The sequence below is a fragment of the Gottfriedia acidiceleris genome, assembly GCF_023115465.1.
GTDB classification, from domain to species: Bacteria; Bacillota; Bacilli; order Bacillales; family Bacillaceae_G; genus Gottfriedia; species Gottfriedia acidiceleris_B.
In genome coordinates this window covers 676,638-690,911 of record NZ_CP096034.1, presented here as the reverse complement: position 1 = coordinate 690,911, position 14,274 = coordinate 676,638, and the positions used below count along the sequence as shown (strand labels likewise).

11 protein-coding genes are annotated in these 14,274 nt (G+C 33.2%); 5 read left to right on the top strand and 6 right to left on the bottom strand.

The genetic code is table 11. The annotated features are described in order from the left end of the window. Positions 1-99 precede the first annotated feature (99 nt). Together MY490_RS03175 and MY490_RS03170 are read right to left on the bottom strand one after the other, a co-directional pair. Positions 100-2,100, bottom strand: a complete 2,001-nt coding sequence (locus tag MY490_RS03175) for a DEAD/DEAH box helicase (protein WP_248267967.1) — start codon at positions 2,098-2,100, stop codon at positions 100-102. A 1,072-nt stretch (positions 2,101-3,172) separates the two neighbouring features. Next, a complete protein-coding gene (locus MY490_RS03170; RefSeq protein WP_248267966.1) occupies positions 3,173-4,483 on the bottom strand; it encodes a helix-turn-helix domain-containing protein in 1,311 nt (436 codons plus the stop codon). Positions 4,484-4,905: 422 nt separating this feature from the next. Here MY490_RS03170 and MY490_RS03165 point away from each other — a divergent pair, with 422 nt between their 5' ends. Beyond that, complete coding sequence (locus MY490_RS03165; protein ID WP_248267965.1) at positions 4,906-5,268, top strand: VOC family protein; 363 nt, start codon at positions 4,906-4,908, stop codon at positions 5,266-5,268. A 104-nt stretch (positions 5,269-5,372) separates the two neighbouring features. On the opposite strand, the gene MY490_RS03160 is transcribed toward MY490_RS03165, so the two are convergent. Beyond that, positions 5,373-6,302 carry a DMT family transporter gene (locus tag MY490_RS03160; protein WP_248267964.1) on the bottom strand — a complete coding sequence of 310 codons (930 nt, stop codon included), beginning with the start codon at positions 6,300-6,302 and terminating at the stop codon, positions 5,373-5,375. A 139-nt stretch (positions 6,303-6,441) separates the two neighbouring features. Here MY490_RS03160 and MY490_RS03155 point away from each other — a divergent pair, with 139 nt between their 5' ends. Further along, positions 6,442-7,875, top strand: coding sequence for a MocR-like pyridoxine biosynthesis transcription factor PdxR (locus MY490_RS03155; RefSeq protein WP_248267963.1), 1,434 nt, complete (start codon positions 6,442-6,444; stop codon positions 7,873-7,875). A gap of 107 nt (positions 7,876-7,982) precedes the next feature. Then, a complete protein-coding gene (locus tag MY490_RS03150) occupies positions 7,983-8,753 on the top strand; it encodes an FtsW/RodA/SpoVE family cell cycle protein (protein ID WP_248267962.1) in 771 nt (256 codons plus the stop codon). 27 nt (positions 8,754-8,780) lie between these two features. On the opposite strand, the gene MY490_RS03145 is transcribed toward MY490_RS03150, so the two are convergent. Together MY490_RS03145 and MY490_RS03140 are read right to left on the bottom strand one after the other, a co-directional pair. Next, positions 8,781-9,641: a pentapeptide repeat-containing protein gene (locus tag MY490_RS03145; RefSeq protein WP_248267961.1), complete on the bottom strand. Its 861-nt coding sequence runs from the start codon at positions 9,639-9,641 to the stop codon at positions 8,781-8,783. Positions 9,642-9,826: 185 nt separating this feature from the next. After that, complete coding sequence (locus MY490_RS03140; RefSeq protein WP_248267960.1) at positions 9,827-10,861, bottom strand: DUF3048 domain-containing protein; 1,035 nt, start codon at positions 10,859-10,861, stop codon at positions 9,827-9,829. 222 nt (positions 10,862-11,083) lie between these two features. Here MY490_RS03140 and MY490_RS03135 point away from each other — a divergent pair, with 222 nt between their 5' ends. Continuing rightward, positions 11,084-11,302 carry a hypothetical protein gene (locus MY490_RS03135; protein ID WP_056468254.1) on the top strand — a complete coding sequence of 73 codons (219 nt, stop codon included), beginning with the start codon at positions 11,084-11,086 and terminating at the stop codon, positions 11,300-11,302. Positions 11,303-11,499: 197 nt separating this feature from the next. Continuing rightward, positions 11,500-11,886: an SMU1112c/YaeR family gloxylase I-like metalloprotein gene (gene gloA2 / locus MY490_RS03130; protein ID WP_248267959.1), complete on the top strand. Its 387-nt coding sequence runs from the start codon at positions 11,500-11,502 to the stop codon at positions 11,884-11,886. A 64-nt stretch (positions 11,887-11,950) separates the two neighbouring features. Here the strand turns inward: gloA2 and MY490_RS03125 are convergent, their stop codons facing one another. Beyond that, positions 11,951-14,173, bottom strand: a complete 2,223-nt coding sequence (locus tag MY490_RS03125) for a glycoside hydrolase family 65 protein (RefSeq protein ID WP_248267958.1) — start codon at positions 14,171-14,173, stop codon at positions 11,951-11,953. Positions 14,174-14,274 lie beyond the last annotated feature (101 nt).

Genomic DNA, 14,274 nt, shown 5'->3' with positions numbered 1-14,274 from the left:
ATCACCTGTTTATTTCATTTTTAAGGGAAAAGACATTCCCAAAATCACTTTAGGAGTATAACTACAACAATCTCCCTACCTACTCTTCACGTATTTTTCTTATCTACTTCTCCTACCAGATTTGCCCTCATTTCTTGTTCTCCCTGTACTTCTTGCTCTTCCAACACCTTCTGTTCTTTCGCCTCGTGTGGAATTCCCAGTATTTCCCGTTCTTTCCGTTCTACCTGCATTTCCAGTTCTTTCCGCTCTGCCTGCACTACCTGATCTTTCTGCTCTGCCTGCATTTCCCGTTCTTTCCGCTCTGCCTGCATTTCCAGTTCTTTCTGCTCTACCTGCACTACCTGATCTTTCTGCTCTACCTACATTTCCAGTTCTTTCTGCTCTACCAGCATTTCCAGTTCTTTCTGCTCTGCCTGCACTACCTGATCTTTCTGCTCTACCTGCATTTCCAGTTCTTTCCGCTCTGCCTGAATTTCCAGTTCTTTCTGCTCTACCTGCATTTCCAGTTCTTTCTGCTCTGCCTGCATTTCCAGTTCTTTCTGCTCTACCAGCATTTCCAGTTCTTTCCGCTCTGTCTGCATTTCCAGTTCTTTCCGCTCTGCCTGAATTTCCAGTTCTTTCTGCTCTACCTGCACTAGCTGATCTTTCCGCTCTGCCTGAATTTCCAGTTCTTTCTGCTCTACCTGCATTTCCAGTTCTTCCCGCTCTGCCTGCATTTCCAGTTCTTTCTGCTCTACCAGCATTTCCAGTTCTTTCCGCTCTGTCTGCATTTCCAGTTCTTTCCGCTCTGCCTGAATTTCCAGTTCTTTCTGCTCTACCTGCACTAGCTGATCTTTCCGCTCTGCCTGAATTTCCAGTTCTTTCTGCTCTACCTGCACTAGCTGATCTTTCCGCTCTGCCTACATTTCTCGATCTTTCTGTTCTGCCTGCATTTCTCGGTCTTCCTGTTCTGCCTGCATTTTCTGTTCGATCCGCTCTGCCTGAACTATCTCCTCTTTCCATTTCTATTCTCTTAATTGAAAGATTAAGCTCTTTTTCAATTACTCTCATATCTTGAAAATCTTTTGGAGTAGCAAATGTAATCGCAATACCAGTATCTCCTGCACGTCCTGTTCTTCCAATTCGATGTACATAGCTTTCTGTATCCAATGGTATATCATAGTTGAATACGTGAGTAACACCTTCGACATCAATTCCTCTAGCTGCTACATCTGTTGCTACAAGATATTGTATTTTAGCTTCACGGAACAATTTCATAACTTTTTCGCGCTTGCCTTGGGTTAAATCTCCGTGTAGTTCTTCAGATAAAAGACCTTTTCCTTTTAGCTGTTCATTTAATTTATTAGCTCTTCTTTTTGTTCTGCAAAAAATGATTGCTAGAAACGGCTCTGCTTCTTTGATTTGATTCAATAAGGCATTTAATTTTCCTCGATCTGTTGTTTCAATGATTAATTGTTCAATTTCATCTAGTGTGATTCTTTTAGCTTTTACTTTTATAATTTCTGGCTTTTTCATGTAACGCTTTGCAAGTGATTGGATTTGGTCTGGCATTGTAGCAGAGAATAATAAGGTTTGTCTCGAAACAGGAGTTTGATTGATAATATCTTCTACCTCGTGTAAAAATCCAATATGTAACATTTGGTCTGCTTCATCGAGCACTAGAAAATCAACTTTATCTAATTTTATTGTTCCTCGTCTTAGATGGTCCAAAAGTCTACCAGGTGTTGCAATGATTAAATGTGCACCACTTTTTAGTTTACGAGCTTGTTGTTCAACATCTTGTCCGCCGTATACAGCAAGTACTCCAAAATCTTCACTAACAATCCTTTTAGCCTCAGCAGTTATTTGAAGGGCCAACTCCCTTGTTGGAGCAACGACTAATGCTTGTGTATGTGGTAATTCTACATTAATTTTTTCTAGGATTGGAAATAAGAACGCAAATGTTTTACCAGTTCCTGTTTGCGCCTGTCCTATTAAATCCTTACCTTCAAATACAATTGGAATTGCCTTCTCTTGAATCGGAGTAGGCTCAGTTATCCCTAATTCAGTTAAATACTCAGTTAATTCCTCACTTAAACCTAAACTAGAAAATTTATTCATTAAATTTACCTTACTTTCTATTTTCTATCATTATAAATAATAATGGTTGTTTCATATATTTACTAAAAAATTGACTAATCCATTGTATCACATCGTTTATTAATCTTTTAAAATTATTCTTATTTAACTGTTTAAGTATAATGGATCAGATTTCTTCTGCATCAAGTTATTTTTCACAATTCCTTGGTAAAATAATCAATAATTTATTTAAATTTAAGGACCAGATACTACAAACAATCTGTTGTTAAGAAAGAAGTCTGCTATGCCCCTTAAGAATAAAGAACCCATGTATAGTTGACACATTCATTTTTCTTTGGCATGAAAAACGGTAACCCTATGGAGGTTACCGTTTGCAGAGTGTTGAAATATAAACACGTCAATAGGGAAAACGGACTTTAAATGAACATTTAATAATGAAAAAATTAGCATTCTTTGAATGATTTTAAATGTTAATATGTTTGAGCAATTTCATTATTTCAATAACAATAGAAATGATTTTTTTAGACGTTAAAAATATTATAAGCTTTTTTTAGAAAACAAATTCGATTGTTTAGTTTAATAAATGTTCAATATTAATTGATCTACAATCTGATTAAAGTTAGATTACTCTAAGGAAAGGCTATTTGATTAGGGTTTATCGCAGACATTTTTAGATGAATAAGTTGATTGGAATGGAGGGATGCTCGACTCCTATGGGATAAGCGGGAAGGCTGAGACCCCACAGGCTTGCCGAGGAGGCTAAAGAATCTCGCCCCATGGAAAGCGAGCATCCTGTAATGGAAATCAACATCACTCTACTCCTTTCACGAAAATTTGATAATTAATTGACAAGGTAGTTTTTCAACAGCATGAAAACGGTAACCCTATGGAGGTTACCGTTTGACTAGTTATTGAATTACCCTAATCCTTGTGCTTCTAAACCATCAGCTAATGTTTTACGTTTATACTTTGTCGCAGCTTTTGGTGAATTGTCGTTCCTAGATTTTGCTAAGTTCATTATAAAGAAACTTGATATCATATTATTTCGTGAAAATTATGTCAAATTATATTTTTTAAAAAATTTATTTATATGTTATTTCTTCGTCAAACCAACGGAATAGAACGATGTAAAATTGCGTAAGGAACTCTCCTTAATACCATCAATACTTAATAGTTGTATATACTTATTTATTTGGTCCGAAGTCGCATGCTCCTTATATCTCCAATATATTAACAGACATTTATTAAATCTTTCTAAGTTGCCTATTTGATTTGCCTTATAAGCTACATCCAGTAATTCATCTAAACCATTTGGCAACAGTAGGCTTTCACACTGATAAAAAGCATATGCATAACGAAAATCCAAATGCACCTTCTGTTTTAACCATGGTTCGGCAACTATTATCAATTCTTCAATTGTATGTTGATATAAATCTAGGATTCTTTTAGCATCATCTAATCGTTTTAATCGAATAAAAGCTTCAAGCACCTTTGGTAATCCAACATATACATCTTCTCGATCTTCTAACCAACTAAGATATTGATCTACATACTCAAGCTGTCCATAATCTAAATAAGAAGCAAGTCGATTTCCTATAGCTAAATCAGCAAAATAATCATTAACCCCGGCATACTGGTTTGTAAGTTCTATAATTTCTTCTAATGAGCCCCCTAGACGTGCAAGTGCAAAGCTTTTATACATAAGTGCTCTTCCATAATACTCTCCGTTTTTAACCAATTTCCTTAATCTCTCAGCGTAGTAAAGCACCTCTTCCCATTGCTCGCGCCTATAATAGAAAGCTGAGATCCATAAATATGCTTCCATTCTAACTTTTTTCGGCATGCAATACAGATACTCCAACACAAATGTCAATGCATGATGACCATCCTCTGTCATTCTTAAAATATAAAAACGCCTATAATAACTAATTGCCAACAGTTCTAAAACGTCCTTCGAATCACATTCAATAATAATCTCGTACAAAGTCAAAGCTTTTTCTTCTTTTCCAGCTTTAAAAAGCTCTTCTGCAACAAAAAAAATATAATTTAAATAATCGATTTGAATCGTAACTGATTTTTCAGTTGTCATAACATGTAACAGATTTTGACAATGCTCCTCGTAACCATTCGTAAAGCATTTGAATAAAAACTGTACACTTTTACGCTTGTCCAAAATTTGTTCTTCATTAAAACACTCCTCATAAAAATATGAATAAAGTGCGCCTTCCTCTAACCCAATAGCTTCTGAAATGGCATCCAAATATTTTAGTGTGAGCGAGCGTTTATGATTGAAAATACGACTTATTTCACTAATATGAATACCTGACTTCTGAGCCAAATCAGTTTTTGTCCAGCCTTTCTCTAGGCATATAGATTGAATTTCTTTAAATAGAGCTGCGTTCATTCTTCTCACCTACAATTTTCTTCATATTTACTACTGCTCTTTCCCGAGCGTTATAAATGCCTAATTCTCTTAAAGCTATTAATTTACAATTTCATTATAACGAGACTTGATATCATTTTATTTCTGAAAAATTTTGTCAATTTATATTAATCTTCTAAACATAATCTATTTTTAATAGGCAAACGATCAAAATAGACTTTCCATTAGTCGCCTGATAATGTATAGAAAACCCTATTAATTTGTTAATATAATATGAAACTACTGACGCTAGTTACGAGATGATTGCAAGAACCCTAGGCATTAAAATCTCTTTACCTGAAATACTAGAAATATGATCCTTTTCTAATTTTTAAATGATAAAAAAGGTTAGGATATGCTCTGCAAAGAATAGTTAATAAAGTAAATATAAAGGAGCTGATTAAATGAATGGAGTTTTAGATATTGTAATTTTTTGTAAAGACACAAACTCTTCTAAGAACTGGTATGAAAAAGTTGGATTTGACTATTTAAGAGGACACGATGGTATGTATTGGTTTAAAGCAGGGAATGGCGAGCTAATGCTCCATCCTACTGATACGCAATCCAAAACTGATGCAGTCTTTCAATTAGTCGTAAATGAAGTCGATCCACTATTTGAAAGTGTAATGGAAAAAGAATTGACGCCATTAGATTTCTCAAATGGAGAAAAAGTCATTATAGAACCTACTGTTCAACCATGGGGCTATAAGGAATTTTGCTTAAGAGATCCAGACGGTTACATATGGGCATTTGTTCAAAAATCATAATTAATTATAAGAAAATCCACAGGATTATTCATTTTCCAGTGGATTTTCTTTGATTTTTTACGTTCAAGAACAGACTGCAAATTCCAGTTTCCAAATTAACGATATTACTTTGAAATATTCACTTCTTTTTTTAAAAGCCTACCTTGCTTTCTATACATAGAAAACGTTGACCAATTTGCAATGAATACACCGGATAATATTAGTATGCCACCAATCGCCATAATTGGTTTGATTGGTTCGTCCATTACGAAATAACCTAAGACACTTGCAATTAATGGTGATACATAAAGCCATGTTGAGGGAAAGACCGGGTTCGTTTTAGATAATAACCAACTGTATAATCCATGTCCCCCTATCGAACCTATAAATACAAGATACAATATTGGCCACACGGCGTCCCAAGAACTTAAACTTTCAATTTTCGGTTTTTCTATTAAAAACGAAACGAATAGTAGAAATATTCCTCCATATAACATTTGAAAAGCATTGATTAAAAATGGTGATACAGTACTGTATTCTGTTAATATTTCTTTCGAGGAAATTGATCCAAATCCGTAAAAAGCTTCTCCTAATAATACTGCGATACAAGCAGCAACCCATAAGTATGAGACATGCTGACTTATACCAGGTAAACAGACAAAAATTACACCTGCAAAAGCCATTAATAATGCAATTAGTTGTTTCCGCTCAATTCCCTTATTATCTCTCCTTAATTGGAAAAGTAATATCATCATTGGACCAGTTGCAGATAAAACTGCAGCTAACCCGGATGTTATATATTGCTCAGCCCAATATAATGTTGAAAATGTCATAAAAGTTAAGCAAAATCCAATATACATAATTCGTTTTGAAAAAATAAATTTCTTCACATTTACCCCTTTAAGAAGGAAATATAAAATAACAATCAGTCCCGCTAATGTAAATCGAATGCCTGCTGAAAATAATGGTGAAACGCCTGACTCAATTCCGAATTTTATTGCTAGGAAAGTTGTACCGAAAATAAGACAAATAAAAATATAATTAACAATGATCATCTCATCACCCCTTTGATAAAAGTATTATATTAAAGTCGGAGTATAACAGTATAATAGAGCATATAACAGTTAGCTCTTTTTCCATTGACGATTGATCTTTTTTTAATTAATTTAAAACTAAAACACTAGTGGTGAATAGATGAAAATTCAAATCCATAAAAAATCAACAGTTCCGATTTATCTCCAAGTAAGCACTCAAATTGCAGGTAGCATTCAAAGTGGTCTACTTTTACCTAACGAAAAATTACCATCCTTACGGAAATTGGCAGAAGAACTTTCAATAAGCCTTTTAACTGTTAGAAAGGCTTATAAATGGTTAGAAACAAACGGCTATGTAACGGTTGTGCCAGGTAAAGGAGTATTTATTAGTAAGAAAGTAAAAAAAACATCACAAGTTGATCCAAGTAATAACTGGCAACAGACTTTAGGAATCAATATTGTAAGATCTCAGTATTTAATAAATAGAGAACAGTTAAAATATGATTTTTCAAAAGCAGTTGTGTATCCACGTCTGCTTCCTAATAAATTTTTAGCAGATGAAATGCAAAAACTTTTAAGAGAAGATGCGTCAATATTAACAACTTACGGACCGGTTCAAGGAGATATTGAATTAAGAACGGAAATTATTAAACATTTATATCAATTTCAAAAAATAAGAACTAAAGCTGAAAATCTAATTATTACAAGCGGGGTTCAGCAAGGAATTGACTTGGTAGCACAGGCACTATTAAAACCTGGGGATTCAATTATAGTTGAGAGTCCGTGCTATGGTGGTGCACTTGATATTTTTATAAATAAGGGGATTCATATTATACCTGTTGAGATGGATGAAGAGGGAATTCGATCAGACTTAATTGAAGATATGTGCATTAAATTTACACCAAAATTAATATATGTTAACCCTACCTTTCAAAACCCAACTGGAATCTCAATGAGTAATGATCGTAGAAAAGAATTAATAGAACTTGCACAACAGTATCATTTTTTTATTCTTGAAGACGATTCATTTAGTGATATTTATTTCGAAAAAGCATTTCAATATTACCCAATTAAATATTATGATCAATCAGACCACGTCATCTATATTAAAGGATTTAGTAAAACTTTAGCACCCGGAGTTAGAATTGCTGCGATGCTAGCAAATGGACCGGTTTTGGAATGGCTACTTGCAGTTAAAGCTTCAATGGATGTCGGTAGCCCTTTACTAACCCAAAAAGCGATATTACCATTTTTACGAACCGATCGAATGCGAAGTCACGTTGAAAAACTACGAATTGCTCTACAAATTCGGCGTGATACAAGTGTTGAAATACTTTCATCACTTAATGATCAATTGAATTTTCAGATACCTGATGGGGGCTTTAATTTGTGGCTTACATTTCATAAATCCAATCTAGATATTTTTAATTTATTAAGAAAAGCTAATCATGAAAATATCTCATTTTTACCTGGTGTAGCTTGTTTTAACAACAATACAGATACCTCTTCATTTCGGATTAGTTACTCATTAGTTAGCGAAAATGATTTAGCCGAGGGTTTAGAGAAACTACGCAATATAATTCAACAAATATAAAACTATTGTAAAGGAAGGCCATTTAGAACGAGATGCTTAATTTCAAAAAAATAAACATATTACCACTCCTCATAACCATGCCAGCAATGATAATCGGAGTACTTGCCATGATTAATAACCAAGTGTCCCCGTCCATTTACGGTCACAATATTTTAATTGGTATTGTAGGAGGCATCATTTCCTTTTTAGTACTGTTAAGAGATAAGAGAACCATAACGAAAAAGACAAATATCATTGTCATTACATGCATACTCATATTATTTTTACTTACCTTTTTGGACAATGGACTACACGGTGTACATCGCTGGATAGCAATTGGTCCATTAAGATTTAATATCGCTTTAGGTTTAGTTCCGCTATTAATAATTCAACTGTCAAGCTTAATAAAATTAAAACCATTTTGGGTTCCTTTTGTTTTTACAATATTCTTTACAGTATTATTACTTTTCCAACCAGATGCATCTCAACTAACAGCTTTTACAATTGCTATCTTATTTTTATTACTAAATATAAAAAAGAATAAAAGCATTCAAATACTCCTTTTAATTGTTTTTATACTTTTAATTATCTTTAGCTGGTCTCACTTAGATCAACTTGCTCCAGTTTCTTATGTAGAGGACATTTTAAGTTTAGTAAAGGAAATGGGAATCGGGTGGCTAGTCTTAGCGGTAATTTCACTTTTTATTTTACTAATGCCATTTTTCCTATTTCCGCCAACCAGTGCAAAACCATTATCATTTAGTCTAGGGATCTATTTTTCAATTAGTATTCTTTCAAGCTTTTTTGGAAACTTCCCAGTACCGATTATGGGTTATGGAATATCGCCTTTTATCGGTTACTTAATTGCTATTTCTTGGTATGTATATAATAAAAAATGAACCATTAAAATGGTCCATTTTTTTTTCTCACCAATGAGATGGTCTTTTAAGTGTTTCAGGTATTCTAGTGTGATAATCTCCCTTTGCTGAGTTAATTTGAGCTTGAGTAAGAAAAATACTTCCTGTAAGGTCCGCACCACTCAAATTAGCATCACGTAAGTCTGCACCAATTAGATCAGAACCTCTTAAATCCGCTCCCTTTAAATCAGCGGCAATTAGATAGGCCCCTCTTAAGTTAGCACCGACAAAATTCGCATCCTTTAATTTAGCACCAATAAAGTCTAATGCTCTACCGGTAGTTTTTTGACGCTTCTTATTGTTGATAAATTTTTTCAAAGCCACGGTCCTTGCTATCTCACTAGCACGTAAAAGTAATGAGTTAACTTTTGCACGGTGGGCTGTGATATCTAAGTTTTGAATTAGTTTAGGATCCATAAGTGTTAATTTTTCAGTTTCATCTAAAACTGTTTTTATTTCATTATGAATCCCACTTGCAGCACTAATCGTCAAACATTCATTTAAATACCAAAGCATTTCATGCAGTTGCTTCATAATTGGAAATACTTCATACATCTCATTAGCCAATTCTGGATTTTGTCGCCAGTCTTTTCCTTTAAAGGTTACTTGTGAGACTTTTTGTCCCGCTCCAAAGCAATCAAAAACAGTACAGCCTTTGAAACCTAACTCTCTTAAATTCTTGTGAACTCCGCAACGAAAGTCTGATTGTAAATTATGGCAAGCTTTGCCTGCAATTTTATCATTAGCAAAATCAGCCGAGGCAGCAAAAGGTAAAGCGACACAGCATAGACCAAAACAACTCTCACAGTCAGCTTTTAGATTTTGATAACGCTCATTTACTAATCCTAAATTTTCAATTTTACTAGCCACTTCCTGCGCCCCCTTCCTACCATATATACGAATAATATTTTTTATCGTAACATCGTAAATTTATTTGGTCAAACATAGTTACAGCTTATTAAATGCAACTTTTAAACATTCATTAGGCGGTGTTACTTTTCATCCTTTAACAATAAAAAACAGATAATTATATAAATTATCTGCTTTAGTGTACTTTATTTAATTGTTACATCTTTTAAAAATGGAACAAAGTTAATCCAAGTTTGACCTGGTGAAAGTTTTATTTCAGTTCCATCTACTGTAAACGGAATGATTCGACCATCTACATTCTTCCATTGTATATTCATATACTTTCCATCTACAATATAATATCCTTTTCCTCCATGTTCGATATCTATTGAACGGCGACCATAGCTATCAATAATTTTATGGGGCGCTTCTACAACTAAAATATTTTTAATTTGAAGTTCTTTCCCGTTCAAAGCATCCATTGCGACAATGCCATTTTGAACTCGCTGAAATTGCTTAGTTGAATTCAAATACTTGTAAGTCACGTTATTTCTCGCATCATGAGAGTATTTTATAAATACTTCACCAGCATTTTTCCAAGAGTTATCAAATACTAGGTCTTTCTGCGTAAAATCTAATGGAGTAACTTTTTCTGAATAAGAGTAATGTCTTTGAGCAACTCCTTTTTCAATCCCCTCTTTTAAAATATAAGAATTGTGAGGTGCTTTTCTCGTTTTGTCTCTTTTAAATAACGTACCGTCGTAGATCAGTCCGTTTAATGCATCGATCATCCCTGAATCCATCATTTGTTTCGCTTTAGGACTATTTCCGTGACATATAAATAATGCATGATAACCGTTTGCCAAATTGATGTAATAATCTCTCGCACTTCTTACAGGACCTATTTTCTCTGGTATATTGCTTTGAAAAATAGCTAGAAATCTTGTAATATCTCCTTCTGCTAAAATTTCATAAACAACATCAGCATTACTTAATCCACTTTGAGGTCTAGCTAAATAATAATTATTAACCATAACTGCAACAGGTCTTTGTTCACTAGCCTGACTTATTGGTAATCCACTTAAAGGAGCATAAATCGTATCAATTTCTCCTTTATCAATTACATGTTCATTCGAAGGATTTTTATCATCATTTTTAACTGTTTTTACAGACTTTTCGCCATGCTTACATCCTACTAAAAGCATACTTATCACAATTATTGATAAAATTTTCTTATGCATTGGCTCCCTCACAATCTGTTATTTTCTTAAATTGTATTAAATAACTTTTAAAATAGAAAGAATTTGTTAGAATTTTTTAAAAATAAAACAGCAGTCTTATATTTGAAGTTATTCCTTAATATATGAACTTGTATTGTTAAATAATCAGCTTAAATTTGTTCTTATTTTATTTAATCTTAAATATGGTATAAAGATAAGAATGATTAGAGGAGTTGAAGCTATATGATTGTAGTTCATTATATCGAGAAAAACGTTGAACTATTAAACCAACTACTCAAAAATGTCCCCTCTGAAGGAGATACTATTTCCATTAAAGGTCGAAAAGGTAAAGTATTAAGTGTTAATCAAATAAATGATAAACATGTGCATGTAATAGTAGAACTAGAAGTTATTAAGAAAGTACAGGTTTTAGCAAAAGATGATAAAAAAAGAAGAAGATAAATTTCTAAAACTTAATGGGAGATTATTCCCATTATTTTTTTTGAATTTTTGTCCAGTTTCACAGTATTACTATTCATTTTTCCACTTTAAACTATGAACTATACTGTCTAAATGGAATGTATTCTTTTTTCAAACCGGACTAATCATGTTAAACTAAGGAAAGTTTTAGTTAATGAAAGTAATAAAGGAGTTTTAATATGGAAATTAAGAATATCCATCATGTTGCAATTATTTGTTCTAATTATGAAATGTCTAAGCATTTTTACATAAATTTATTAGGTTGTAAGGTAATTAAGGAAACCTATCGAGAGGAGCGCGACTCTTATAAACTGGACTTAAGTATAGGAAAAAATGGACAAATTGAGCTATTTTCATTTCCTAATCCACCGAAACGACATACAAATCCAGAAGCAGCTGGGTTACGCCATTTAGCCTTTACTGTAACTAATATAGAAGAAAGTATTCAATACTTAAAACAAAATGCTGTCTTTGTAGAACCAATTCGGATTGACGAGTTAACGAATAAAAGATTTACATTTTTCCATGATCCCGATGGTTTACCATTAGAATTGTATGAAGAGTAGATTTAAAACAAAACACAATCTAAATGTAAGATTGTGCTTTGTTTTTTCACTTTTCCCTAGATTCTTAAAGAGAAACCTTTATCTTATCTGTTAAATTAAATGTTTCACCATTAATTTCTAATGCTACTGGTGGACCGTATTCCTTTGTGACTGTTATCGATTTTTTGGCAATTGTTATTTCAAGTCTTGCTCCTTGCCATAGGAAAGGAAAAGTCATTTTATCCCAATTTGAAGGTAATTTTGGATCAATTTTTAAACGATTTATGTCCATGGAGATATTTGCAAAGCCAAAGATTGCAACTAGCCAATTTGCTCCCATAGGCGCAGCATGAATTCCATCATCTGATGATTTTGGATTCGGGCCTAAATCGATTAAACATCCTTCTTGAAATAATTGGTAAGACTCTTCTTGATAGTCACATCTTGCAGCAACAATTGCATGAATAGCTTTACTTATTGGAGAATCATGAACAGTACGCTCTTCGTAGTATTCTAAGTTCTTTTTAGCGATTTCCGTTGAAAATAAATCTGGGAAAAGATAGAGCAGCATGACAACATCAGCTTGTTTTAACACTTGTAGTTCATAAAGTTCTTGTAGGGAATAATCTAATAGAATTTCCCGACCTGCAATGGATTGTCTATATTCCGTTAAATCAATCTCGGGTTTACTTAAAAATGTATCATCTTGTGGGATGACATTTTCATCATTTTGGCTTGGTAAATATAATCGTTTTAAAAAATCAGTACATTTTTGCTGTAATTCTGCATCAGGATCGTTATATTTTCCCATATAATTTAACGCATTCTGCACATTATAAAAAGCCATGTAATTTGTATAAGCATTATTATCTACTTGATCTGTGTACTCGTCTGGGCCGATGACATTTTTAATCATTAAATCGCCATTTGTATCTGTTGTCCTACTCACCCAAAAGCGTGCAGTTTCTTTGAGTAGCTCTAGTCCATCATTGGCCATAAAGCTTTCATCTAGCGTATTTTCATAATATTGTACGACAGAAAATGCAATATCAGCTACAATATGTTCACTTGATTTTGCTAAATTTGAGCTATGTACGATCTCGGGTTTTGTATTATTCGCTGAACCTTTTTGCGTTTCTTCTTTTCCGGAAAAAGCACTTGCCCAAGGAAATAAAGTACCCTCATAACCTGATTGGAATGCATTTACTTTTGCTTCTTTAATATGATGATAGCGATATCTTAGTAATCTTTTAGCAATATCTGGTTCAGTAAATAAGTGAAACGGTGCAATAAACATCTCTGTATCCCAAAAAATTAAACCATTATTTCCCTCACCAGTTAACCCCCTTGCGCCTATACTCAATCGATCATCATGTCCAGGAGTCATTGCTTCTATATGGTATAAAGAAAAATCAAGAGCTAACTGATCAGCTTGATCCTTTGATGCTATGACTACTCTTTTTTGTTTCCAAAAATCCTGCCATTTGATTGCCGTACTATTTCTCAAATTATCATAACCCTCTGATAAAAATTTCTGTAAAGTATTAACACTAGCTGCTGAAGGTTCTTCTCGTAACATATCATTTGAGGTATAAACTGAGCTAATTTTTGAAAACTCAACAGTTCGATCAACTACGAGATCTTGTGTAATTGATGCTAGAAGCTGATTATTTAACGTAAAATATGAAACTTCACTCTCATCAGGAGTTAAACAGCATGTTGCGATCGCAATTTTATGTTTAGTCTCAGTCGTTTGATAAACACCATGCATAATTCTTTTATCCATTATTCTTACTAATTCTTCTGTAAGTTCATTCTTTTGTTGACTGACACACTCTGCATTAATACCTGTTTTTATTTTAATTATGGCGTTACAATCTAAAGCTGTAACAGTAATCTTTGAAGCAAGTAAATGCAAATCATCCTTTGAAACAAAACGCTGAAATAAAAAGTGGAATCGATTTCCATCTTTATTCTTCCAAATTACTTCTCTTATTAATTCGCCAGTCAGCATATTTAATTTTCGATCATAAAATGTAAATTGACCAGTTGCATTTGAAAAAATATCACCATTTATTTCTATTTCCATTCCAATCAGATCTGGAAGATTCACAATCTTTGTCGTTTGACTTGGAGATAACTGATTATAGATACCTGCTATATACATCCCCCTAGTTTGTCCTTTATAGTCTTCTTCATGACAAGATCTCAAACCTAAGTAACCATTACCTAATGCCATTAAACTTGCATATTTATTAATTAATTGCTCGTCAAATTGTTTTTCAGTAATCATATTTACTTCATTCATATAGTTAATTTCTCACCTTTATAAAAATTCATATAGTAAAAGTTTGCAATAAATCTTCTTATTTTAAACTTGCTATTATAAAAATAGTGGCCGATTTGTTA